Raw genomic sequence first — 23,761 nt, forward strand, 5'->3', positions numbered from 1 at the left:
TCGTCGCGGCTCTTGGTGGCGGAATAGCCGGATTGACTGCGCCTTTCATTTTGGGTCAGGTCGTGTGCTGGATTGATGACATTCGATTTTCGCGAACTCGCGAGGGACGACGCAGAGCAATTGCTGAGGCTGAATTCGACAAAGAGTTTGAGGAGAAGCGGATTTCATCTTGGCGCGCACGGCCACGCAAAGGGAAGGATGGATCGTTCATCGTGACCATCTACTACGGGAATACCCGTCCGCCCCGCAGGGCATTCTTCCGATTCGCAGGCGATTCTATGACACCGGAGGTGATCACAGGCGATGAAGCACAGAACTACATCGATGTCCCGCCCATGCGATAAACCAAGGCAGAACAAGTCAGTGGTGGCAACGGCGGACAACGCCGCTAGTTCGCTCCGCTCTGGACGCCATTTTTCCGCCGTCCCACACTTCAAACGTTCCCAATCCCGATGAATGGGGAACGTTCGCGGAAGAATCGATTCAGCTCCGTGACCCGGTGTTGCCGACTCACTTGCTGTGCACGTCGCACTTCTCGGGCTCGGGATCGGTCTCTTCGACGACGGCTTTGTCCTTGAGGAACTCCATGGCTTCCTGCAGGAGCAGGTCACCGCGCACGTTGTCGATGAGGCCATTTTTCTGCGCCTCGGCCATGAACTTCTTCGCAGGCATCTTCTGACGCTCGGCGATCTGGGCGAGGGCCATGGCGACTTTCTGGCCGGGGACTTCGAGGGCTTCCTTCTTCGCGATTTGCTCGAGGATGAAGCTGACCTTCACGTTCTGGCGGGCCTGGTTGGTGGCGCTGTTGAGGATGTCATCCTGCTGCTTCACCAACTCGTCCTCGCTGATGCCCTGCTGCATGGCACGCATGGCGATCTCGTTGGTGCGGCGCTGGGCCTCGCGATTCACGACTTCCTGCGGCAGCTCGAATTCGACCTTCTCAAACAGGTGGGCGATGACCTGGTTGGCCTTCGCAGCGTCACGAGCCTGCTCTTTCCGGCGGCGGATGGCGTCACGCACTTCCTCACGCAGGGTTTCCATCGTCATTTCCTCGCCGCCGATCTTTTTGATGAATTCCTCGGTGAGCTCCGGCACGGCCTTGTTCTTCACGCCGTGGCACTTGGCGGCCAGGGTGATCGTCTTGCCGCGCAGGGCCTCAAAACGGAAGTCGTCAGCGAGGGTGAGGTTCAGCGTGCGCTCGTCATCCTTTTTGATGCCGACGAGGCCAGCGTAGAAGCCGGGGAGGAAGTCGTCCTCCTCGGCGAGGAGGAACCAGTTTTCCTTCATCTCCTTCAAATGAGCGGGCGCGTCCGGCATCGCCTCGTCGAGAGACTGGCCGTCGAGGCTGCCCTCGGTGCTGAGCACGACGACATCGCCGATGGCAGCAGCGCGGTCCACGTCTTCATAGCTGGCCTGGTTTTCGCGCAGGTGGAGCAGGTCGTGATCGACATCGGCGTCCGTGACTTCGATGCGGGGCAGTTTGACCGGGATGCCGGTGTATTCCGGCAGCTCAAACTTCGGCGCGAGGCTCATCTCGATGGTGAAGCTGAAGCTCTTGTCCGTGTCGTGATACATCTTGTCGTTCACGGCGAGGACGTTCAGCAGCTCGAGGCCTTCGCTCTTCACGGCCTGGCGCAGGCCTTCGCTGATGAGCTTCTTTTCCAGCTCGTCCTTCACCTCGTTCTCGTAGCGCTTCGCGACGATGCTCTTCGGCGTCTTGCCGGGGCGGTAACCTGGGAGGCGCACCATGCTGGCGAAGTAGGTGATGATCGCGTCACGCTCCTTGCCGACTTGGTCGGCGGGAACGCGGACGTGGGCGACGGCGCGGCAGTTGGGCTGGTGTTCGACGTTGATGTTCATGAGAAAAAGGTGGTTGGGGGGCGGTCTGCGGGGCTGCAAACCGGCCTCAGGGTCCGGGGGGCGGGCATGCTAGGACAACTTCCCGGTTTGACAACCCCGGAAAACCCGGTTCTTCCCCTCCATGCACTTGTTCAAACGATTCGAGGTCTGGCTGCTGCTCGTCGCGGGCGGCATCGCCATGTGGTGGTCTTTTCAAGACGGGACGACTCCCGCCGATGACCTGCCCGTGGCAGCGATGAGCCCCGATTCCCCGCTCCAGCTCCGCCGCTGCACCCTGGAGCGCGATTTTGGCAATGCCAGGCTCGACCTGGAAATCCGCTACAAAAATTCCAGCCCACGCCAGCTCTACATGCAGCCGCCGGACGTGCGCCTGATCAACGCGGCCGGCAAGGACGTGCCGCCCTTCATCCTGCCGGTCGAAAAGCCCGCCAGCATCGAGGCGCAGACCACGTCCGACCTTCGCCTGCGCTTCTGGCTTGAAAAAGCCGACCTGGCCGGCCCCCTGACGCTCGACATCCGCGGGCAGACGCTGGAGGTGAAAAACAGCGCGCCGTTTGATCTGGAGAAGCTGGAGAACAAGAAGCCGAAGGTGTGGACGGGTGCGGTGTGGAGTTTGCAATGACGAAACCAGAATGGCGAATGCCGAATGGGTGAATGCATTGCGGTGCTCTGGCTCCTGTTTGTGGACATCTTGTTCCCCATTCGGGCTTCGGGTTTCATTCCTCATTCGCCATTCTGATTTCGTCATTTCCGTCGCGCAGAGCATTCCGACTGAATTAAAAATCGCGTCTCACACCTCCAGAATCACCCACGTCGCGCCCCACGAGCCACTCGTCTCGTCCGCGGGCCAGATCCACTGCCGCACCTCCGGCAGTTTCGCGAGCAACTGATGCACGCCGGTCCTCAAAGCGCCGCTCCCTTTGCCATGGATGATGCGGACGCAGTGAATGCCGCGTTTCCGGCACTCGGCGAGGTATTCGGGGATGAGGCTGCTGATTTCATCCGGCCGGAAGGTGTGCAAATCCAGCTCCGGGCCGATCGGGTGCTCCACCACGTCTGGAATCATGTCATCTTCGGCTGCGGACATGCGGCGAGTGTGACTGGAAGCAGGATGAACGTCCAGCAGCAATCGGGTTGTGATCCAAACGTCCGCGTCTAGCATGCGCGGAGCGTTTTCCGAGGAGATGGCCTTGCTTCCCCACCTACGATCCTGGTTTCAGCGGCTGCGTGATCTCGCGCACGAGGGACGGTCGTTGCTGCAAGGCGTCGTGGCCGACAGCGCGCTGGATCCATTCCCGCTGAAGCGCTCGCTGCACGGCTACGGAAAACGCAGCTTCCTAGCGGACCTGCGGGCCGGTGTCACGGTGGCCCTGCTGGACATCCCGCAGGGCATGGCCTACGCGCTCATCGCCGGGCTGCCACTGCAATACGGCATCGCCTGCTCCGCCGTGGCATCGCTGGTGGGTCCGCTGCTGGCTTCCTCACGCCAGACGATCTTCGGGTCCACGAATGCGACGGCCTTCATGGTGTTCTCTTACTTCGCGGCGTATCCGCAGCTCGACCGCCTCGGCATGATGCCACTGCTGGTGTTCATGACGGCGGCGCTGCTCATCGCCGGGGCGTTTTTGCGAGTGGCGGATCTCACGCAGTTCATCAGCCGCACGGTGGTGGTGGCGTATGTGACCGGCGCGTCGATCCTGATCATCGTGAACCAGCTCCCGGTGCTGCTCGGCATCCCGGCGGAGGTCTTGCAAGCCAGCGGCAAGCTGGTCATCACCTTCCCCGGCCACGTTCACCGCATCCTCACGCATCTGGATCATTCGGGCTGGCTCAGCATCGCGTTTTCCGCGCTGACCTTCGGCTGTTTCATTGGCATCAAACGCTGGCTGCCGCGCTGGCCGGCCTTTGCGGCCACGATCATCGTGATTTCCCTGTTCGCGCTGATTCCGGCGGCGTTCGGACTGCATGTGCCGACGTTTCGCAACGCCACCTTCGCCTGGGACGAGTTGCTGCCGCCCTTCCCTGACTTCGTCTCCAGCGGAGCGCTCGCGGACGCGAGCCGGTTGTTCGGTCTCGCGCTCGCGCTGGCCTTTCTCGCGACTTTGGAAAACAGCGCCATGTCCAAGACGCTCGCCAGCCGCTCAAATCAACGCGTGGACCCGAACCAGGACATGCTGGCGCTCGGCGCGGCGAACCTGGCCTGCGCCTACCTCAGCGGCATGACGGCCTCCTGCTCGCTCACTCGCACCGCCTTGAACCACGCCTCCGGGGCGCGCACGGGCTTCGCCAGCATGTGGAACGGCCTCTGCTGCCTCGTCGGCGCGCTGACGATCGGCGGCGCCGTGGCCTACATCCCGCGCGCCGCCCTGGCCGCGCTGGTCGTGTGCGTGGCCGCATCGCTCTTCAACAAGCGGCACATTCTCATCTCCATCAACGCCACGCGCTCGGACGCGCTGGTGTTTGCCGTCACGCTGCTCGCCACGCTGATGCTGCCGCTGCACGTGGCCATCTTTGTCGGCATCGGCGTCTCCATCGTGCTGTATCTGCGCAAGGCGAGCCGCCCCTCGCTTGTCGAATACGAGTTCAACGAGGAAGGTCATCTCACGGAGGCGAAACAGGGCGTCCGCCAGCATCCGGCGATCTCCATCGTGCATGTCGAGGGCGAGCTGTTCTTCGCCTCCGCCGATCTCTTCCGCACGCAGATTCAGCGCTCCTGCGCCGCCGACCCGAACCTGCGCATCATCATCCTGCGCCTCAAAAACGCCCGCCATCTCGACGCCACCTGCGCCATGGCCATCGAGGATCTCGTGCGTGCGTTGCGCCAGGACGGCCGCGATCTCATCATCAGCGGCGTGGTGAAGGATCTTTATCGTGTGTTGAAGGACTCCGGCCTTGTGGAGGTCGTGGGCAAGGACAACATCTTCCCCGCCAGCCCCGCGAACCCGAACCTCGCCACGCGCAACGCCCTGCGCCGCGCGCAGGAGATCCTCGGCATCAAGGACGCCGAGGTGCGCATCTACTACGATCCGTCCAAGCAGCACAAAACGTAATCCTGCCGTCATGAAATGGTCCTTCCGCATTTTCACCTTCGCCGGCACCGAGGTGCGCATTCATCTGACTTTCTTCCTTCTGCTGCTGTTCGTCGCCAGCCAGGGGCTGATGGGCGGCCAGGGCATGGCCGCGGCGGTGGAGTCAATGCTGTTCATCGTCGCGATGTTCGCCTGCGTCGTGCTGCATGAGTTCGGGCATGTGCTGGCCGCGCGCGGCTATGGCATCAAGACGCCGGACATCACGCTGCTGCCCATCGGCGGCGTGGCACGGCTGGAGCGCATGCCGCGCAAGCCCTCGCAGGAGTTCGTCGTGGCCGTGTGTGGACCGCTGGTGAATGTGATCATCGCCTCCGCCATCTACCTCGGCCTCGGCATCACCGCCGAAGTGAATCCCGGCTACGACTTTCTCCAGTCCGGGCACTTCTTCCAGAAGCTCATGGTCTGGAACATCTTCATGGTGCTCTTCAACATGATCCCCGCCTTCCCCATGGACGGCGGACGCGTGCTGCGCGCCATTTGCGCGATGTTCCTCGACTACGGCAAGGCCACGCGCCTCGCAGCCTCCATCGGCCAGGGCATCGCGATGATCGTGGTGATCGCGATGCTGGTGAACCAGGTGCATTTCAACCCCATGCTGCTGCTCATCTGCTTTTTCATCTTCATGGCCGCAGGCCAGGAGGCCGCCGCCGTCACCCAGCAGGAGGCGACGCGGAATCTGCGCGTGCGCGACGCCATGCTCACCGACTTCCGCACGCTGCCGGCGCACGCCACGCTGCGCGACGGCGTGGAACTGTTGCTCGCCGGCACGCAGCAGGATTTTCCCGTGCTGGACCCGCACGGCGGCATGCAGGGCATGCTCACACGGCATGATCTGATCTCCGCGCTCGCGGAAAAGGGGGCCGCGCATCGCGTCATCGACGTCATGCGCCGCTGCCCGGAGGCCACGCAGCCCGCGTTCGAGCTTGCTCAAGCTCTGGATGCGCTCAACGCGAGCGAATGCCCCGCGCTTCCGGTCATCGACCCGCTCAGCGGCGAGCTTGTCGGCCTCCTCACGGCCGAAAACATCGGCGAGGCCCTCATGATCCGCGCGGCGCTGATGAAGCTGCGCGCTTGATCTGGTTCACTCCGCGTTGGGCAGATTCACCGCCGGCAGCGGCGCGACGATGTTCACCGGCCACGGCGCAAACTTCTCGATGATGCCGGGGCCGAGTTCCTTGCCGGTTTCGTAGGCTCGACGGAACATCTCGAGTTTGGCGTCGATGTTATCGACGTGATGCAGCGCAATCGCCTCCGGGGTCTTCGGCAGCACCGGGGAGCCAAATTCATGCGTGCCATGATGCGCGGCGATGAGATGCAGCAGATGCAGGCGCACGCTCTCAGACGCCGGTTCGAGCGTGGTCCAAGTCGCCGCCTCGGGCGAGTCCATCACGTCACGCCACAGCTTGTTCACCAGTTCCAAACCGAGCGGAATGTGGCCGAGCATCTCGGCGGTGAGGTTGTAGGGCATGGTGAAGCCGGATTCAGCATACGCGTTCTCCCAGAGCTTGCCGCAGTCGTGAAACAGCACGCCCGCGATCATCAGATCGCGGTTCAGATTCGGATAAACACCGGCGACCGCCGCCGCGCAGCGCATCATCTGCGCCACATGCTCCACGAGGCCGCCACGACGCGCGTGATGATTTTTCCGCGCTGCTCCGGTTCGCCGGAAACGCTCGCCGTGACGCTCCAGAAACACGGAACACAGTTTCAGCAGCCGTGGATCGCGAATCGCCCCGACGAAGGCCGTGATGTCGTCATAATCGGCCTGCTGGCGTGCGGCGAGCTCAGGATCACCGAGCAGCAGCGTGCTCATTTCCGCTTCTGAAAGCGCGCGCATCTGCACCTGTCGCGGCTCCAGGCCGTATTTGCCGTCCACCCACTGCCCCGCGAGCTGGATGAACATATTCCGCCCGAGCTTCGCCACGTCGTGAAACTGCGGGTTGTTGTCAAACACACGCCACAGCAGCGAATCGGCCGCATCGACCAGCTTCACCTCGAAAAACGGGCTGCCAGCGCTCGTCGTCTTCTCCAGCCGCGATTCGACCTGCACATGCAGCCGATACGGCTGCGGCGATTGATTCGCGACCTGGCGGAGCTGCGTGATCGTGATCAGGTCGAGCTCGTCTGGCAGTATTTCGCTCATGAGGAGGAGTTTTTGGTGTGTCCCGGATTGTTTTGCCAAGGCGTGCCTGTCGTGTCGGAAAGCGGGGCGCTGATTTTCGGTGCGTTTCCAGGAATCTTGTCGTCTTCGCCGATGAGCATGAAGAGCACCATGCCGATGACCGGGGCGAGGGTGATCACCAGGAACCAGAGGATGCGCTCGTGAGTTCCAAAGCGCCTGCGGTTAAGCAGATAGGCAAGAACCGCACAGTAAATCAGGATGTATAAGACCCAGGCCGCGACCCAGAGCGGCTCTGAACTGGTAATTTTGAAATCTGGCATGGCTCCGCGAATTCAAGCGGCAACCCATGGAAAAGCAACCGGGCATACCGCCGCTACATCGCCGGCTGGCCGATCTCGCGCCACGGTCCTTGTTTGAGCACGATATCGGGCACGAGGGACTGCCAGTTGGCATCACGGGCGTGGATCATGTTCCGCACCTCGGCGCTGGTGTGGAAGAGGAATTCCTGGTTCGGTTCCTCCAGCGCGCGCACGCATTGGGTCTCGATGAGGTAGCGCAGCAGATGCTTCTGCTCGGGTGTGACGCGGGCGTCGTTCACGCCGCGCACTTTGCCGGTCATGGGATCGCCCATCGGATAAACATAGACGCGCACCTGGTTCTTGAAGAGGCGGCCGAAGGCTTCGAGCAGGCCGCCTTCGAGGTCGGAACACCAGCGTTCGTTGAACAACTCCTGGAACAGCGGCAGTCCAAGCACGATGCCGATGGGACATTGCGTGTGGCGGGCCAGATAGCTGCTGACGCGGTGAAACTCGGGATACTTTGAAATGAGCACGTTTTTTCCGAGCGCCTGCAAAATGTCCGCGCGCGCGAGGAATTCGCTGTCCGGCACCTCGGCGCCGCCGGCGAGGAGGTTGTGCATGGTGATCTCGAGGATTTCGACGTTGTCCCGCGCACCATCGCCAAAGTCGGCCTGAAACGCGGCCTGGCCGCGCTCGATCATGTCGAGATTGAGCTTCGTGATGGGGTCAAAGCTGCCGCGCTTGAGGAAGACGGGCTTTTTGTAGAAGACATCGGACGCCTGCCAGATTTCGCCGTTGGCGCCGAACAACGCGGCATCAGCGAGACCGTGGCGCACGAGCTGGAGCGCGACAAGGCGGTCCTGGAATTCGGAAGCGGCGAATGCAGGGCCGCTGAAGTCGATCATGTCGATCTCGACACGTTTGCGGGTGAGATCGTCGAGCAGGCTTTGCAGGAAAGTCGGCAGATCATCGCGCAGATGGAAGGCGGCGTAGAGCAGATTGACACCGAGCTTGCCGAGCGCGTCGGATTGCCGCGCATTCGAGTCATCAAGGAGACGGACATGAAGCTGGATGTCGTTGCTGGGGCCGCAGGGCTCGGTTTGAAACCGCAGGCCCAGCCAGCCGTGGCATTCCTCCTTGGTGTCACGATACGATTTCGCGCGCACGGTGTCGGCGAGCGCGAAGAAGGTCGTGGTGGTGCCGCGTTTCGCATTCAAGCGCTGGATGAGCATCGGATACTCATGTTCCAGCATGGCGCACATACGCTGGCGCGAGACGTAGCGCGTGGCCTTGCCGTAAATCTCGTCGCTGATGATCATGTCGTAGGCGGACATGGTCTTCGCCACGGTGCCGGAAGCGCCGCCGGCGCGGAAGAACCAGTTCGCGATCTCCTGTCCGGCGCCGATCTCCGCGAACGTGCCGTAGATGGTTTGCGCAAGGTTGATCTTGAGGGCTTTCTCAAGCGTGCCGGGGCGGTCGTTGACTGGATTCATGGGGTGGAATCATGATGCGCATACCGTGCGCCGATGCACGAGACATTTGAAGGCGCTTCCGGCACCGTGAGGGTCGAGAAGCTGCGGCGGAGCGCCGTGTGGACGGAGAAATTCGGCAAGAGTTTGATGCGAGGCTTCTTCGATGCCGAGCTTGGCCAGCCACGCTCGATAGTCGGTGAAGTTGATGTCGGCGGTGATGTCCTGGCGGCCGGGGTTGGCATAAATATCGGCTCCTGTGAGCCTTTGATGCAGCAGGTAAGCACGCAGCGTGCCTTGTGGACGTCGATGATAGAGCTGCGGAAATTCGCCGCCGTAGTCGATGGAGAGCATCGCGCCACTTTTCCACTGCGGCGTCCAGTTTCGCAGCCAGTCGCGGATGCTGGGGTGGATTTCACAACGCTGGCCGTCTTTGAAGGCCGTGTGGCGGAGAACGCTGTAGTGCGCCGCTTCGTGCTGGTGCGGATGGAGTGATTCAGGCAGCCAGACTTCGAGCCAGCGCTGTTTTGCGGCGCTCCACTCCACCAGCGTGGCGGGAAAGGCATCGAGAAGCTCGTTGTGGTAGATGAAGGCGTTGCCCTCGGCCCGTGCGAGCGCGGCTTCGAGGCTCTCATGCCAGTGAATCGCGCTGCCGAGGCGTTTTTGCTGCTGCTCACGAAGCACGGGGGAAGTCTCGACGATGTGGAAGGTAAACTGCCGCCGCGTCCACCAACCGAGGGCCTTGCGCACAGTCTGCATGAGCGATCCATCACCTGCGCCGACCTCGATGACATGACGCACGCGTGGCAGGATGCCCGATTCCGCTTTGAGCCAGGCAGCGGTGGCCACCCCGAGGCTCGGTGACAGCGTGACTGAGGTGCTGAAATCACCCCGTGATCCAACGGTGCGGATGTGGCGCGTGTAATAGCCGCGTTCGGGATCGAACAGGGCACGGGCCATGAAGCTAGAAAAGGACTCCGACATGGTGCTTCAAGCTGTTCCCATGACTTCATGCAGGCGCGCCACCTCTTTCAGCGGCAGCGCCTCGACCTTATCATGCACGGGGTAGCTCCTTTCGCCGGGGTGGATGATCCACGCGCGCTCAAGCTGGAGGTCATCGAGCGCGATGTGGAGGGATTTGGTCATCTTGGGACCATCGTTGACCTTGAACTCGACACCGTAGGCTTTGCCACCGCGAAAGAGCAGCAGATCGAGCTCGGCACCGTTGTGTGTGCCCCAGTAGTAGGTCTCCGTGCTGCCGCAAAGAGCCAGCACCTGCTCCAGCCCATAGCCTTCCCATGAGGCACCAAGCTTTGGGTGCGAGTGCAGGTCTTTCGTTGTCTGGATGCCGAGCAGGCTGTGCAGCAGGCCGCTGTCTCGCACATAGACTTTGGGAGCGCTGAGTTCGCGTTTGCCGAGATTCGTGTGCCAGGGCTGGAGCCGCCGCACGACGTAGGTGCCGCATAATATATCGAGGTAGTTCCGGGCGGTGCCTTCCGAGGAGCCGAGGGAGCGTGCGAGTTCGGCGGCATTCCACTGCTGACCGTGGAAATGTCCCACCATCGTCCAAAAGCGTCGCAGGGTCGGCGCGGGCGTGCGGATGCCGAGCTGGGGCAGATCGCGTTCGAGAAAGGTGCGGATGAAGTCGGTGCGCCAACGCCAGCTTGCGGCGTCGCCCTTGGCCAAAAACGAGCGTGGGAAGCCGCCGCGCAGCCACAGGTCATCGAGTTCGTCCGCTTTGACCTCGCCGACATGAAAGCCGGTGAGATCGACGAAGCCCACGCGGCCCGCGAGCGTCTCGGAGACGCCTTTGACGAGGTCTGGCGAGGCGGAGCCAAGGATCAGGAACCGCGCAGGCCTGTCGCGACGGTCCGCCAGCGGGCGCAGGGTGCTGAAAAGCTCCGGCATGCGCTGAATTTCGTCGATGACGACGAGTCCGGTGAGTTTTTTGAGCGCCAGCTCCGGCTGAGCCAGGGCGGCGCGATCCTCCGCGCTCTCCATGTCGAACCAGTGCCCGCCTTCACGGTCGGCGAGCATCCTTGCGAGCGTGGTCTTCCCGCACTGACGCGGCCCGAGCAGGGCGGCGACAGGGTTTTCGTCTAGGGCCGTTTCGAGGCGGCTCATGGCTTCCTGGCGGTCGATCATGGTTGAAATTATCCATGAAAATCCTCAGATCAATTGCGGATTTTCATGGACATTTGGCGTCCCGAAACTTTTCCGTAAACTTTATCCCTAGGCTCTGAGTAAAGCGAGATTCAGCATGGGTAAGGATGGCATGCCTAGCGGCGCTTCAAACCTTGTGCTCAAAACAAGGCTTTGACCTCCTCCGCGATGATCTCCAGGCCTTCGTGCACAATGTGCGGGGGCTGGGAGTAGGTGAGGCGGAGGCATTCGTTGGGGTGCTGCCAGGGCTGGTCGAGGCCGAAGGCGAAGTAGTGGCCGGGGATGACGAGGACCTTTCGCGCTTTGAGTCGGCGGTAGAGTTCGGCGGCGGGGATGGGCAGGCCTTTGAGCCAGAGCCAGAGGAAAAAGGCCCCTTCCTGCGCATGGAGCGCCCATGGGACTTTTTCGCCGAGGGTGGCGGTGAGGATGCCTTTGGCGTGGTCGCTGCGTTCTCGATAAAACGGGCGGATGGTATCGCGGCCGAGCTTGATGAGCGTGTCATCGGCGAGCAGCGGGGTGAGGATGGCCTGGCCGAGATTGCCGTTTGAGAGCGCGGTGATGGCGTTCATGTTCGACAAGGCTTTCACGATGGGCGCGTCGGCGACGACGATCGAATTGCGCACACCGGGGAGGCCGACTTTGCTCATGCTGATGCTGAAAATCATGCCGGGCTGCCACTTCGGCTGGAAGCCGTTGTGGATGACGCCGGGGAAGGGATGGCCGTAGGCGTTGTCGATGATGAGCGGGATGTTTTGAGCGACGCAGAGGGCGTGAAGGCTATGGAACTCGTTTTCAGTGAGCACGTTGCCCGTGGGGTTCGTGGGACAGCTCACGGCCATGGCGGCGATGCTGGGATCGAGGCGCAGGCGGTCGAAATCGACGTGGTATTTGATCTCGTGCGGGCCGGTCTCGGTAATTTTGGGCAAACAGGCGGTAAATTGGCCTTCGCAGAGCGCCTGGTTCGCGTAGCCGATGTACTCGGGCAGCAGCGGGAAGAGCACGCGGCGCTTTTTCCCGGCCGTGTCGCCCGCGAGGAGGTTGTAGAGCAAAAAGCAGGCGCTCTGGCTGCTGGGCAGCACGGCGACGTTTTCACGCGTGACATCCCACCCGCACTCGCGGCGCAAAAAGCCCGCCATCGCCTCGCGGAAGAGCGGATTGCCGCCGGGCGGGTCGTAATTGAGCAGTGCCTTGTCGATGCTGCCATCGGCTAGCATGTCGGCGATGCGCTGACGCCACAGCGCCTGCGCCTGCAGGATGGCGGCCGGTTGCCCGCCACCGAGCATGCGCATGTCGGGATGGAGCGACAAAGCCTCGCCGAGGTCATCCATGAGCTCCTGGATGCCGCTGGGGCCGCCGAGGCGGGTGCCTATGTCTGAGAAGGTAGTCATGGGGTGGGAATGACGAATCATGCTTCGTCATTCGGAATTCGCCATTCGTCATTGCGGACCGTCTTCAGCCCACTCGCGTGCTCACCCAGTCGCGAATATCAAAGTCCTTGGCGGTTTTCTCCACCTGCCAGCGGCCGTCGGCGTTGAGGCGGAAGCTGCCGACCCAGCGCTGGTGCCACTTTTCGGGCTCGATCATGCTGAGGTGGCATTTCGTGCCGACTTCATAGAGGTGGTAGATTTCGCCCACGACAGGCTCAAAGCCGAAGTGGGCCTCGTAGATGAGTTTGTTCCAGTTGAAGGCATCGATCACCTCCAGGTAGCGCTCCTGGATCTCCATCATCTCCTGCTGGAGCTCGCGCTCCACGCGGGTGACGCCGCGGGATTTGAAGTTGGTGAGGTCCTGCGGGACGATTTTGGCCGCGAGGCGTGAAACCGGATAGGCGAGGTAATTGCCTCGCGGCTCAGGGGCTTGCAGAGCTGTGTCGATGGGGTCCAAGGTGAGTGAAATACGACTCGGATGCCTTGCAGGGTGGACAAAATGGGTCGCGCGGCAAGATGGTGCTTTGAATTGAATTGCGTTTTGACTGTCATAACCTGCCGCCCCATGAAGTTTTCCTGCCAACTGTTCGCAGCATCCCTGCTTGCCACGCTACTGTCATCCTGCGCCTCGACCACGATGGACAGCGTGCCGACAGCGGCAGAATTGAGCGCCTACGAGAGGGTGATTCGTGCCAGGCTTCAGCCTGAATATGACGCGCTGGAGAAGCAGCGTTCGAGCGGATCGATCAACCAGGAGACCTATGCGGATCACAAGCGGAGACTGGATGCCAAAGTGTCAGAGGAGGTGAACAACGCCGCGTGGCAGAAGCACTTCCTGGCGGAGTCTGAACGCAAAGCGGACGGGATCCCGACCCCTGATGCGCCTGTAGCCTTGAACGCACGAGCAGGAGGCGGCGTAAATACGTTCTACCAGCCTTCCAATCAGAATTTCGGCAATGTGATGGGCCAGGCAGGATCGGCCGGCTTTGGCAGCCTGAGCGGGGCGCGCGAGCAGCTCAACAGCCAGCTCAACAGTGTCCGAAATGATTCGATGTCCGCAGGCGGCACCTTCCTTTCCGCACCGCCTCCAGGATCGGTTTACGATAGCCAGATGAAGCGCTGAAAAGAGCCGCCAGCGCACGGAGCAGGCATCCACACTGAAGCAAGACGCTCGTTAGCGGTAAAAAAGTGAAAGCCCTGTGAGGAGTGAACCCCACAGGGCTTTTTGTGACGAGATGTCCCGCCACATTGACCTCACAAGGAGGTCAACGAGTTACTTCTTCTTGGCAGCCTTTTTGGCGGCTTTCTTAGCGGGGGCCTTCTTGGCGGCTTTCTTTGCAGCTTTCTTAGCCATGGTGTTTGTCCTCTGTTTGTTGTTGGTTGCGTTTTGTTTTGCCGAGGAGGCGGATTTGCCTCCACGGACATTTTTTCCTTCGGCGGCCTTGGCGGCGGCGCGTTTTTCTTCGATCGCGGCCTGCGCGGCGGCAAGGCGTGCGACGGGAACTCGGAAAGGACTGCAGCTCACATAAGTGAGGCCCACTCGGTGGCAGAATTTGACGCTGTCAGGATCACCGCCGTGCTCACCGCAGATGCCGAGCTTGATGTCAGGCTTGGTCTTGCGGCCTTTTTCGATGGCGATCTTGATGAGCTGTCCCACACCAGTCTGATCCAGCGTGGCAAAGGGGTTCTTCTTGAAGATCTCGTTCTCGGTGTAGGGCATCAGGAAGCTGCCCATGTCATCACGGCTGATGCCGAGCGCGGTCTGCGTAAGGTCGTTCGTGCCGAAGCTGAAGAACTGCGCCGTCTCGGCGATTTCATCAGCCGTGAGCGCTCCACGCGGCACCTCGATCATGGTGCCGACGAGATAGTCGAGCTTCACTTTTTTCTCGCTCATCACTTCTTTTGCCACTTTATGCACGATTTCGACCTGAAGGTCGAGTTCTTTCTTGAAGCCGACGAGCGGAATCATCACTTCCGGTTTCACCTTGATCTTCTTCTTCGCGACATCAGCCGCGGCTTCAAAGATCGCACGCGCCTGCATCTCGGTGATCTCAGGATATGCGATGCCAAGACGGCAGCCACGATGTCCGAGCATCGGGTTGAACTCATGAAGCGCCTGAACGCGGGCGGCAACTTTCTCGACGGAGACACCCATCTTCCTGGCAAGCTCAGCCTGTGCTTTTTCTTCGTGCGGGACGAACTCGTGGAGAGGAGGGTCGAGCAGACGAATGGTGGCGGGCAGACCTTTGAGAGCGGTGAAGATGCCAGTGAAGTCCTCGCGCTGATAAGGAAGCAGCTTGGCAAGCGCCTTCTTGCGGTCGGCGACGTTGTCCGCGAGGATCATCTCACGCACAGCGTCGATGCGATCACCTTCAAAGAACATGTGCTCGGTGCGTGTGAGGCCGATGCCTTGCGCACCGAATGCGATGGCGTTTTCGGTCTGCTCGGGGTTGTCGGCGTTCGTACGAACTTGAAGGCGGGTGGCCTTTCCGCACCAGTTCATGAGCTGCTGGAAGCTCTTGAACTTCTCGGTGGCCTTGGCGATCGCGTCACCGTGAAGCATGCCGGTGATGATCTCGGAAGGCGCGGTCTTGAGCTGGCCGGCGTAAACCGTGCCGCTGGTGCCGTCGATGGAGAGGTAGTCGCCTTCGCTGAAGGTCTGGCCTGCAACGGTGACGGTCTTCTTGTCGTAATCGATCTCCAGAGCGGCCGCACCGCAGATGCAAACCTTGCCCATCTGACGGGCAACGAGGGCAGCGTGGGAAGAAACACCACCACGGGCGGTGAGAATACCTTCGGCGGCGATCATGCCGCGAAGATCTTCGGGGCTGGTCTCATTGCGGACGAGCAACACCTTCTCGCCTTTTTGCTCGGCGATGACGGCACGGTCAGCATTGAGGTAGATTTTGCCGGAGGCGGCTCCGGGACCGGCGGGAAGGCCGGAGGCGATGGCCTTGGCCTTCTTCACGTCGGCGAGATCGAAGATGGGCGCGAGAAGCTGGTCGAGCTGGTCGGCAGGATTGCGCAGGATCGCGGTTTCCCAGTCGATGAGCTTTTCCTTCACCATGTCCATGGAGAACTTCAGCGCGGCTGCGGCGGTGCGCTTGCCATTGCGGGTCTGCAGCATGAACAGCTTGCCTTCCTGGATGGTGAACTCGACGTCCTGCACATCCTTGAAGTGTTTTTCGAGCGTCTGACGAACCTTGAGGAGTTCGGCATACGACTTCGGCATTTCCTTCGCAAGTTGAGCAACAGGCTCGGGTGTGCGCACGCCGGCGACGACGTCTTCACCCTGGGCGTTGATGAGGAACTCCCCGTAGAATTCGTTGGCTCCGTTGGCAGGATTACGAGTGAAGGCCACGCCGGAACCAGAGGTCGGGCCCGTGTTGCCAAAGACCATCGCCTGCACGTTCACCGCAGTGCCCCACTCGGCGGGGATGTTATATTTGCGGCGGTAAACAATCGCACGGTCGTTCATCCAGGAACCGAACACGGCGCCAGCGGCACCCCGAAGCTGGTCCCACGGATCGCTCGGGAAGCTCTTGCCAGTGCGCTCTTTGACGAGCTGCTTGAAGCGCTTCACCAGTTCCTGCTGGTCGGCAGCGGTGAGGTCGCTGTCGAGGATGTCCTTGTGATAGGTCTCGTGCTTGTAGGTCTCGATGACGACTTCAAAGGGCTCGTGGTCTTCGCCTTCGCGCTTCTGCACACCGAGAACGACGTCGCCATACATCTGGATGAAGCGGCGATAGCAGTCCCAGGCGAAACGCTCGTTATTCGTCGCGGCGACAAGCGACAACACCGTCTGGTCATTCAGACCGAGGTTCAGAATCGTGTCCATCATTCCAGGCATGGAGTCACGGGCTCCGGAACGCACGGCGACAAGCAGCGGGAAGCCTTTGGCGTCACCGAACTTGTAGCCCATGATCTTCTCCATGTTGCGGATGCCGGCTTCCATCTGGGCCTGCAAAGCGGCGGGATAGGTCTTCTTGTTCTGGTAATAGTAAGTGCAGACTTCAGTGCTGATGGTGAACCCAGGAGGCACGGGAAGGCCGATGCGGCTCATTTCCGCAAGGTTCGCGCCCTTACCGCCCAGCAGGGCTTTCATGGAGCCGTCACCGTCTGCTTTTCCTGCTCCAAAGGAATAAACGTACTTTTTCTTGTCTGCGCCGCTCTTCGTTGCTTTAGCCATAGATATTGCCGGTCGATTGATTCGAACCGTGGTTGTGTTTTGTTTCAGTGGGGGGGATTGGAGCGCGGATGTATAGCGCGTGATTATATGATGCAAGCATTTGTTGACAATCAAAAGATCCCCCGGCTCTCGACCAGTTCGTCATGTCTCGCGCCATTTCGCGCGCAATTACGAGTGTCGCGTCGCTTGATCCAACACGCCATCACAAGTATTGACGCGCAGATTTAAAAGCGATTTAATCGCTTTGGAAAATGCTTCGCAATGCTCGCTAAAAGCACGTCGGGCTGCCGCCAAACCAACACAAACAAACTTCATGAAAACCAACCCCCGTTTCCAATTTGCCGCGCGACAAGGATTCACTCTTATCGAGCTGCTGGTCGTCATCGTCATCATCGCCATTCTCGCGGGTTTGGTGATGAGTCAGGCCAATAAAATCATGGAGGATGGACGCAGGCTCCAGGTGCAGACCGTCATCAAGGATCTGCGCATTGCCATCGGCAGCTATCAAGTCGAATATAATCGATACCCCGTTGATCCCTCGATGTTGAGCGGATCAGACGGACAGGATGCGCCGGAGTTGCAGACCAACGAGCAAAGCGGGATCATCACCGCCCTCACCGCCATCTCTTCAGCCTCGGGAGGCTCCAGTGGTGGCAGCGGAGGAGGCGCCGGCGGTGCAAACTTAAATCCAAAAGACATCAAGTTCATCGACCTGCCCATGGCCAAGAACGGCATGTTTGGCCTGGTCAATGCGACTCCGCCTTACAAGCTCGTTGACCTGTGGGGACAGACCTACCGGGTTCTGCTCGACACTAATGGTGACAAGCAGGTGCCGAATCCCGACCTCAAAAATTCCGATCCAAAAATCTCGGCCAATCCCAACAGCCCGGCGCCGCAGAACCTCCCGACCGAGATTGCCATCTACAGTTGGGGATTCGACAAGCGTCCATACACCAAGGATGACATCGCCTCCTGGAGGCAAAAATAAGCCGAGAGGCAGGCTGGACTCATCTCAGGGCGCGGTGGCCATCTGTCACCGCGCTTTGTATTCCAAGCGAAGCGGTCAAACGTACTTGGCCAGAAGCTCGCCCGCTTTCGCAGGATCGACCTTCTCATAGAAATCGTCCTCCACCATGCAAACGGGGCCAAAACCGCAACTCGCAAGGCACTCCGCGAATTCGATGCTGTATTTGCCGTCCGGGCTCACCGCGATCGGGTGATGGTGATCTGTGTGCGAGCGGTCGATGTTCGCCGTTTTGCAAAACGAATCCATCAGCTCGTAGCTGCCGGCCATCGCACAAGAAAGAGTCCGGCAGACGCGGATGTGATACTTGCCCGGCGCGGTCTGGCGGAATCCAGGATAAAAGGTCACCACCTCAAGAACCTGGATCGGCTCCAGGCCCAGCTTTGCAGCCACCCAGTTCACGGCTTCATCGCTGATATAACGGAAGTGGTGCTGCATCAGGTGCAGAAGCGGAAGCACGGCGCTTCGTTTCGACACCGGATAATGCGAGATGACCTCGTCCATCTGCTTCTCCAACTCGGCTGGAACTTCAAAGGCCATGCGTGCGTGTCTCGGATGAAAGGGTTGGGTATGAATCAGCGGTCACATTCGCCCATGACGAAATCCAGGCTGCCAAGCACGGCCGGGATGTCGCTGACCATGTGGCCGGGAAGCAGCTTCGACAGGATGCAGAGGTTCAGGAACGAAGGACTGCGGATTTTCAGACGATGCGGCACCCCGCCACCGGTGCTGTTGATGTAGAAGCCCAGCTCGCCCTTCGGGTTCTCCGCGGAGAAGTAAACCTCTCCCGCGGGCGCGTCGATGCCTTGTGTTGCGATGATGAAATGATGGATCAGCTCCTCCATCTTCATCAAAACCTTCTCCTTCTTCGGCAGCAGGCCCTTTGCATCGGCGACATTGATCGGACCTTCAGGCAGCGAGGCGAACACCTGGCGCAGGATGCGCACGCTCTGGCGCATCTCCTCCATGCGCACGAGGTAACGATCGTAGCAGTCGCCCTTCGTGCCGACAGGAATGTCGAACTCATACTTGTCGTAGTCGAGGTAGGGATGCGCCTTGCGCACATCAAACTCGACACCGGAGCCGCGCAAATTCGGTCCGGTGATACCATAGGCGATGGCTTCCTCCTTCGAGATCACACCGATGTTCTGCGTGCGGTCGATGAAAATACGATTGCGGGAGAGGAGCTTGTCGATCTCATCAATGACCGGCTCCAGCTCGTCGAGAAACTTCTTCACCGCGCCGGCAAAGCCGTTTGGCAGATCGCGGATCTGGCCGCCCACGCGCGTGTAGCTGGTGGTGAAGCGTGCGCCCGTGAGCTGCTCGCACAGGTTGTAGATCTTCTCGCGCTCGGTGAACGTGTACAGGAAAACGGTCATCGCACCGACGTCCATCGCGAACACCCCGACTCCAAGCATGTGCGCCGAAATGCGCGCAAGCTCGCAGCAGATCACACGGATCGCCTTGCCACGGGCAGGCAGGTCCCAGCCCAGAAGTTTCTCCACCGCGAGCGCGTAGGCAACGTTGTTCGCCAGAGGTGCCAGATAATCGAGCCGGTCCGTGTAAGGCACGAACTGGTTGTAATGCATGTTCTCGGCGATTTTCTCGTCGCCGCGATGCAGGAATCCAACGTCGGGATCAGCCTTCGTAATGATTTCCCCATCGAGCTCCAAAACAAGGCGGAGCACGCCGTGCGTGGCCGGATGGCTGGGGCCCATGTTCAGCACCAGCTTTTCGCCCACGATGTCCGTCGTCGTTTCTTCCACGCTTTCGAGGTAACGGGCCGCCTTGGCGGCGGCGTCCGGAGCCTCGTATTCTCGGGTGACTGTGGGCATGAAAAGCGGGGGTGATTCTGACTTGAGGGAGCTATCTATCTACGCTGCCCCAAGTGCGGCAAGACGATTTTGTGAAAAATTTCACAAGCGTGGCCAAATTCACCCCGCCCGTCTGTCCCAATTGCCGTCACGCCTTTCTTTATTCTTTATTAAAAGGGGGCATCGCTCGCGGCGGTTGCCCGCAGGCGGGGTTTGCGACAAACTCCAGCCGCCCATGCGCCTTGGTTATTGTCTCACACTGTGCCTGATTCTGGTTTTCGCCCTCGGCGGACCAGTTTGGGCCGCAGCGCCGCCCGCAGACGGCATTTTGGACGAAACCCGGGCGCTCACGGAAGAAACACACCGCCAGCTCGCCTACGAATTAAAGCTTTTCCGCGAGGATTTGAAATGTGATGCCTGGATCACCGCCTCCAGCTTCACGGCGAACGGGGTGACGCTGCGGAGGCAGGCGCAGATCACCCGCAGCGAGTGGAGCGGCCAGCGTCCTGCCGTGCTCATGGCTTACGACCGCGCCACAAACAGCAGCGCCATCTCCTTCGCCCCGGTGTTTTGGGAGCGCTACTCCGCCGCAGAGCTCGTCGAAATCATGCAGGACACCCGGCGCACGCTCATCGATCCCAAGCTCTCGCTCGACGAACGCATCGCCGTCGCCACACGCCACTGGATCGACCGCCTACGCGTAATGGAAAGCATCCGTCTGAAGCAATCGCTCTGGGTGCAGCGCGGAGAGAAAAATTTCTCCCTGGCGCTCGTCATCGTGCTCGCCGGAGCCTCGGCTCTCGCAGCGGTGCTCGGCCTGGCATCACGCCTTCGAGAGCAGCGCACGGACAGGCGCTTCCGCTTTCCCGAGGTTCATGTCAGCATGCGCTTTGGCGCGCCCTACGGTGGTGGTGTCACCGCCGAGATCAAAGCCGATGCCAATGCCCAATGACGGAATTCGTCATTCTTCATGCTTCGTTGGCATCATTTCCTTTGATGCCCATCTTCTCCAGGGCCTTGTCGAGGTGCTCCACATACTTCCACGGCAGCTTTTTGCGCTGATACTTGCGAAACAGGAGGTCTCGCAGTTCCAGCCAGCGCTCAGGCGTCGGCTCCATCGGCATCCACCTCTCGCCATCGGGATGCGCGAGCTGGAACTGCCAGTCACGCGAGTTCCAATACGCGCGGATGTACTGCTTCCGCCCGTCCTCGATTCGTTCGTGCCACTCGTGGATTTGGTTTTTGGTCATTGAGAGCACGCAGGATGCGCTAGTATCGCCCCCATGCAAGCCGCCAGCCCCGGCAACTCCCCCGCCCTGCCGAAACTCCTGCTCTACCTCCTCGCTGTCATGCTCGGTGGCGCGCTGCTGGCCGTACCGCTGTTTCATCTCGGCAAAACGGCCCATGGCTGGCTTTCCACGCCCTCGTGGCAGGAGCTTGGCATCGCCAGATGGCTGCGCGGCGAAATCGAACGCGCGAATTTCACGCGCTACTTCAATCGCGCCGTGCTCGTCTCCGCCATCGTGCTGATCTGGCCCTTCCTGCGCTGGGTGAAATTGGACCGCTCGCTGCTGCCTGCCTGGAAGCCGTTCAGCGCCGGCCTCAAACAATGGGCGCTCTCCTTTGCGCTCGCCAGCGGCCTTCTTCTCGTGCTCGGCATCGTCTTTTTCAAACTAGGCGCGTATCGACTGCATCCTGACCCGCGCTGGTTCAAATTCGGCGAGCCCATCACCGCCGCGCTCGGCGCCGGCATCGTCGAGGAATTTTTCTTTCGTGGCCTTCTGCTCGGCCTGCTGCTGCGCACCATGTCCACGCGCTCCGCATTGCTCGCTGGCACATTCGTCTTCGCGCTCGTTCATTTCCTCAAGCCGCCGGAGGGCTGGCAGATCGAAGATGCCGCCGTCACCTGGAGCAGCGGCTTCCTCGTGCTCCAACAAATCGTGCTCGGCTTTGGTGACGTGCAGTTCCTCCTCGCCGAATTCGCCACGCTCTTCGCTGTCGGCTGGGTGCTCGCGCAAGTCCGCATGCAGACCGGCGCGTTGTGGGCCGGCATCGGCCTGCATGGCGGCTGGGTCTTCGGCTTGAAATACTTCAGCGGCCTCATGATTCACAACAATGGGTGGCTGCCGTGGGTCGGCCCCAACCTCAAAATCGGCCTCGCACCGCTGCTCATGGTGCTCCTCACCGGCTGGATCGCCTCTCGGCTGCTGCGCGCGCGATAAATCGTTTGCAGCCGCCGTGCTGACACGGGATCATGGCCGGCATCAACCCCTCGCCCGGGTGGCGGAATTGGTAGACGCGCCAGACTTAGGATCTGGTTTGGAAACAAGTGCAGGTTCGAGTCCTGTCCCGGGCACCATGTTCGTTCGCAACTTGTTCACGCCTCATTTTAAAGCTGCGGCCAGATCAGTAGCGGCTTTTTCCCACCCCGACGCATCGCAGGCTCCGAACGCCGTCACCATACGCCAGGTGCCTTCGAATCCGGCGGGCACGGTGGCGTTGTTGAAGCACTTCAGGTAAAATTTGCGGTAGCTGCCAGGCACGTTCCAGATCATCGTGACGTGTTCTCCTTGCTGCGGCGCGGAAAGGAGGCGCGAAACGCCGAACTGGCTGCTTTTCGGCTCGAAGACGGCCATCCAGTCGATGCGCTGGTTGATGAAAAACTTCCGCGCGGTGGCATCTCCATCGTTTAAGGGGCCGGAGAGCATTGGGGCAGGCTCGGCATCCGTTCCGGCGCAAAATGCGGAAACGCTCGGCGCCCATGCGTGCATGAAGTGATACACGAGCTTGAGCGGCACGGCCTTCGTGGTGCGCACGGTGGTCGTTTCGTGCAGTTGGTTGTTTTTGAGCTCGGCGATGCAGGTGAGCTCGAATTCACGGACGCGTGATTTTCGCTCAAAACGAAACGTCCGTCCCTTCAGCACGGCTTCGGGCTTCTCAAGGCGTTTGCCATCGAGGATAAAGGCGAGCGATTCAAGCGGCTCCGGCTCGTTTTCGAGATGCGCCGTGCCGATGAAGCCGCAATCGGGAAACGAGAACACCGTGCCGTAGGCGCTGCGCTCCGTCGTCATGGCTGAACCACGATAGTCGATGCGCCCGGGCGTCCATTGCGACGCTTGTCGCAGCAGAAGCGACACCTCGCCACAAGTCACGGTGATCGTCGCCAGGTCAGGGCCAAGGTTCGGCTTGAACGGTTCTTTAGCCGAACCCAAAGCGGCGGTGACGACGAATAGCAGAAGATGAATCCAACACGGGCGGGCAGACATGCGATGATTACGTGCTGAGTCCGGCGTTTCGTCCGTTGAAGCCGCTCTTCGCCTATTTGCGGAACGACTTGAGGAAATTGAAGATCAGCCAGACCTGGGCAAAGCCGATGGCGACGAGCAAAACGCCGAGCTGCACGGCGCTGTCCTCCTTCGGCACGGCCAGACGCAGGATGAACGCCAGCATGATGAGGCTGATGAACGATAAGCCTGCCCCGATGGCGGGGCTGCTCTCGGGCTGCGTGTCCGGAGTTGGAATGTGCGTCGGCAAACCCTCCCTCTTTTCGTTATCCGGTGGCTCGCTCATGGCAGTGAGATGGTTGATTAAAACCCGACCCCGAAGTTCCAAAGAGCAGGAATGCCCCGATTGCTGTGAACTTTGGAACCCGGGTTAAAGCTGAAGAAGCAGCTTTTTTCTAAACTACCGCCGCCACTTCGTTTTTTCATGTCTCCTGACTTTTTGGCAGCCAGCCCCGATAAGATCACCCACCAATGATTGCCATGATGTCACCCCAGAGAATCTCAAGAAACTCGCCGATTCCGATCAATTGAAGAGCCCCGAGATCTCCGAAGATCGTCAGGAATGCCTGGCTGCCGGCGGTCCAACGGATTTCAAAATACTTGATGAGCGTTGCCGGTTCGCCCAAGCCAGCCGTGAAGATCACGGAAAGAGCACCGAGGGTGAATGGCGCCTCGTGATCCATTAAGAACAAGATGGAGACGGTGACCACCGGCGCAGATGCGGTTGAAACGCCGGCCAGTGGTGACAGATAAGCCGCGGCACCCAAAATTGGCAGTCCAAAGGCAAGCTGCGTGTTCGTGCTGAAGAACGGACCACCAATCACCGTGTCTTCCGGCAGACCGCCGGTCCAAGTGTCGAACTCGTCCACATAAAGAGAGTCCGGGCCAGCCTGACCATCTAGGGCGTGTTTTAAAATTGTACAGATAGAGCAACTGGTGTAGCGAGAAGAATGGAATTACATCCAAGCTATCAGTTGGCGGTGCCCAAGCTGGCCCGTGTTATAAGAGCCATAGATTCCTA

The 23,761-nt window shown here is 60.4% G+C and carries 23 protein-coding genes and 1 tRNA gene; 8 read left to right on the forward strand and 16 right to left on the reverse strand.

Annotated elements, in window-relative coordinates:
• Positions 1-510: 510 nt before the first annotated feature.
• Positions 511-1,860, reverse strand: a complete 1,350-nt coding sequence (tig, locus tag ACILSE_RS20830) for a trigger factor (RefSeq protein WP_395719368.1) — start codon at positions 1,858-1,860, stop codon at positions 511-513.
• 121 nt (positions 1,861-1,981) lie between these two features.
• Here tig and ACILSE_RS20835 point away from each other — a divergent pair, with 121 nt between their 5' ends.
• Positions 1,982-2,482, forward strand: coding sequence for a hypothetical protein (locus ACILSE_RS20835; RefSeq protein WP_395719369.1), 501 nt, complete (start codon positions 1,982-1,984; stop codon positions 2,480-2,482).
• Positions 2,483-2,650: 168 nt separating this feature from the next.
• On the opposite strand, the gene ACILSE_RS20840 is transcribed toward ACILSE_RS20835, so the two are convergent.
• Positions 2,651-2,947: a Smr/MutS family protein gene (locus ACILSE_RS20840; protein WP_395719370.1), complete on the reverse strand. Its 297-nt coding sequence runs from the start codon at positions 2,945-2,947 to the stop codon at positions 2,651-2,653.
• Between the two features lie 97 nt (positions 2,948-3,044).
• Between ACILSE_RS20840 and ACILSE_RS20845 the strand changes: the two genes are divergently transcribed.
• Both ACILSE_RS20845 and ACILSE_RS20850 read left to right on the forward strand, forming a co-directional pair.
• Positions 3,045-4,910, forward strand: coding sequence for a SulP family inorganic anion transporter (locus ACILSE_RS20845; protein ID WP_395719371.1), 1,866 nt, complete (start codon positions 3,045-3,047; stop codon positions 4,908-4,910).
• A gap of 10 nt (positions 4,911-4,920) precedes the next feature.
• A complete protein-coding gene (locus tag ACILSE_RS20850; protein ID WP_395719372.1) occupies positions 4,921-6,024 on the forward strand; it encodes a site-2 protease family protein in 1,104 nt (367 codons plus the stop codon).
• 6 nt (positions 6,025-6,030) lie between these two features.
• Here the strand turns inward: ACILSE_RS20850 and ACILSE_RS20855 are convergent, their stop codons facing one another.
• The 7 genes from ACILSE_RS20855 to ACILSE_RS20885 all read right to left on the reverse strand — a co-directional run bounded on the left by ACILSE_RS20855 (position 6,031) and on the right by ACILSE_RS20885 (position 12,886).
• Positions 6,031-7,092 (reverse strand): HD domain-containing protein, encoded by a 1,062-nt coding sequence (locus tag ACILSE_RS20855; protein WP_395719373.1) that lies wholly within the window; start codon positions 7,090-7,092, stop codon positions 6,031-6,033.
• Positions 7,089-7,391 carry a hypothetical protein gene (locus ACILSE_RS20860; RefSeq protein ID WP_395719374.1) on the reverse strand — a complete coding sequence of 101 codons (303 nt, stop codon included), beginning with the start codon at positions 7,389-7,391 and terminating at the stop codon, positions 7,089-7,091. Before ACILSE_RS20860 ends, ACILSE_RS20855 begins: the two co-directional genes overlap by 4 nt.
• A 53-nt stretch (positions 7,392-7,444) precedes the next feature.
• Positions 7,445-8,863: a TonB-dependent receptor gene (locus ACILSE_RS20865; protein ID WP_395719375.1), complete on the reverse strand. Its 1,419-nt coding sequence runs from the start codon at positions 8,861-8,863 to the stop codon at positions 7,445-7,447.
• Between the two features lie 9 nt (positions 8,864-8,872).
• On the reverse strand, positions 8,873-9,799 hold the full coding sequence (locus ACILSE_RS20870; protein WP_395719376.1) for an SAM-dependent methyltransferase: 927 nt from the start codon (positions 9,797-9,799) through the stop codon (positions 8,873-8,875).
• Between the two features lie 30 nt (positions 9,800-9,829).
• Positions 9,830-10,984 (reverse strand): ATP-binding protein, encoded by a 1,155-nt coding sequence (locus tag ACILSE_RS20875; RefSeq protein WP_395719377.1) that lies wholly within the window; start codon positions 10,982-10,984, stop codon positions 9,830-9,832.
• A gap of 158 nt (positions 10,985-11,142) precedes the next feature.
• Positions 11,143-12,390 carry a valine--pyruvate transaminase gene (locus ACILSE_RS20880; RefSeq protein WP_395719378.1) on the reverse strand — a complete coding sequence of 416 codons (1,248 nt, stop codon included), beginning with the start codon at positions 12,388-12,390 and terminating at the stop codon, positions 11,143-11,145.
• Positions 12,391-12,454: 64 nt separating this feature from the next.
• Entirely contained in the window at positions 12,455-12,886 is a 432-nt protein-coding gene (locus tag ACILSE_RS20885; RefSeq protein WP_395719379.1) for a DUF2452 domain-containing protein, read from the reverse strand.
• Between the two features lie 108 nt (positions 12,887-12,994).
• Here ACILSE_RS20885 and ACILSE_RS20890 point away from each other — a divergent pair, with 108 nt between their 5' ends.
• Entirely contained in the window at positions 12,995-13,552 is a 558-nt protein-coding gene (locus tag ACILSE_RS20890) for a hypothetical protein (protein WP_395719380.1), read from the forward strand.
• Between the two features lie 150 nt (positions 13,553-13,702).
• Here ACILSE_RS20890 and ppdK read toward each other — a convergent pair whose 3' ends face one another.
• Positions 13,703-16,618, reverse strand: a complete 2,916-nt coding sequence (gene ppdK / locus ACILSE_RS20895; RefSeq protein ID WP_395719381.1) for a pyruvate, phosphate dikinase — start codon at positions 16,616-16,618, stop codon at positions 13,703-13,705.
• A 211-nt stretch (positions 16,619-16,829) separates the two neighbouring features.
• Between ppdK and ACILSE_RS20900 the strand changes: the two genes are divergently transcribed.
• Positions 16,830-17,606 (forward strand): type II secretion system protein, encoded by a 777-nt coding sequence (locus ACILSE_RS20900; protein ID WP_395719382.1) that lies wholly within the window; start codon positions 16,830-16,832, stop codon positions 17,604-17,606.
• A 75-nt stretch (positions 17,607-17,681) separates the two neighbouring features.
• Here the strand turns inward: ACILSE_RS20900 and ACILSE_RS20905 are convergent, their stop codons facing one another.
• Entirely contained in the window at positions 17,682-18,182 is a 501-nt protein-coding gene (locus ACILSE_RS20905; RefSeq protein WP_395719383.1) for an NAD(P)H-dependent oxidoreductase subunit E, read from the reverse strand.
• Positions 18,183-18,217: 35 nt separating this feature from the next.
• Positions 18,218-19,477, reverse strand: a complete 1,260-nt coding sequence (nuoD, locus tag ACILSE_RS20910; RefSeq protein WP_395719384.1) for an NADH dehydrogenase (quinone) subunit D — start codon at positions 19,475-19,477, stop codon at positions 18,218-18,220.
• A gap of 214 nt (positions 19,478-19,691) precedes the next feature.
• On the opposite strand from nuoD, the gene ACILSE_RS20915 reads away from it, so the two are divergent.
• Entirely contained in the window at positions 19,692-20,408 is a 717-nt protein-coding gene (locus ACILSE_RS20915; RefSeq protein ID WP_395719385.1) for a hypothetical protein, read from the forward strand.
• A 16-nt stretch (positions 20,409-20,424) separates the two neighbouring features.
• On the opposite strand, the gene ACILSE_RS20920 is transcribed toward ACILSE_RS20915, so the two are convergent.
• A complete protein-coding gene (locus tag ACILSE_RS20920; protein WP_395719386.1) occupies positions 20,425-20,706 on the reverse strand; it encodes a hypothetical protein in 282 nt (93 codons plus the stop codon).
• Between the two features lie 33 nt (positions 20,707-20,739).
• On the opposite strand from ACILSE_RS20920, the gene ACILSE_RS20925 reads away from it, so the two are divergent.
• Both ACILSE_RS20925 and ACILSE_RS20930 read left to right on the forward strand, forming a co-directional pair.
• Positions 20,740-21,678, forward strand: coding sequence for a type II CAAX prenyl endopeptidase Rce1 family protein (locus ACILSE_RS20925; protein WP_395719387.1), 939 nt, complete (start codon positions 20,740-20,742; stop codon positions 21,676-21,678).
• A gap of 52 nt (positions 21,679-21,730) precedes the next feature.
• Positions 21,731-21,815 (forward strand) — tRNA-Leu (locus tag ACILSE_RS20930).
• 25 nt (positions 21,816-21,840) lie between these two features.
• Here the strand turns inward: ACILSE_RS20930 and ACILSE_RS20935 are convergent.
• The 3 genes from ACILSE_RS20935 to ACILSE_RS20945 all read right to left on the reverse strand — a co-directional run bounded on the left by ACILSE_RS20935 (position 21,841) and on the right by ACILSE_RS20945 (position 23,609).
• Positions 21,841-22,722: a hypothetical protein gene (locus tag ACILSE_RS20935; RefSeq protein WP_395719388.1), complete on the reverse strand. Its 882-nt coding sequence runs from the start codon at positions 22,720-22,722 to the stop codon at positions 21,841-21,843.
• Positions 22,723-22,774: 52 nt separating this feature from the next.
• Positions 22,775-23,026 (reverse strand): hypothetical protein, encoded by a 252-nt coding sequence (locus ACILSE_RS20940; protein WP_395719389.1) that lies wholly within the window; start codon positions 23,024-23,026, stop codon positions 22,775-22,777.
• Positions 23,027-23,201: 175 nt separating this feature from the next.
• Positions 23,202-23,609 carry a hypothetical protein gene (locus ACILSE_RS20945; protein WP_395719390.1) on the reverse strand — a complete coding sequence of 136 codons (408 nt, stop codon included), beginning with the start codon at positions 23,607-23,609 and terminating at the stop codon, positions 23,202-23,204.
• Positions 23,610-23,761: the final 152 nt, after the last annotated feature.

The sequence above is a fragment of the Prosthecobacter sp. genome, from assembly GCF_044236155.1.
Taxonomy (GTDB): Bacteria; Verrucomicrobiota; Verrucomicrobiia; order Verrucomicrobiales; family Verrucomicrobiaceae; genus Prosthecobacter.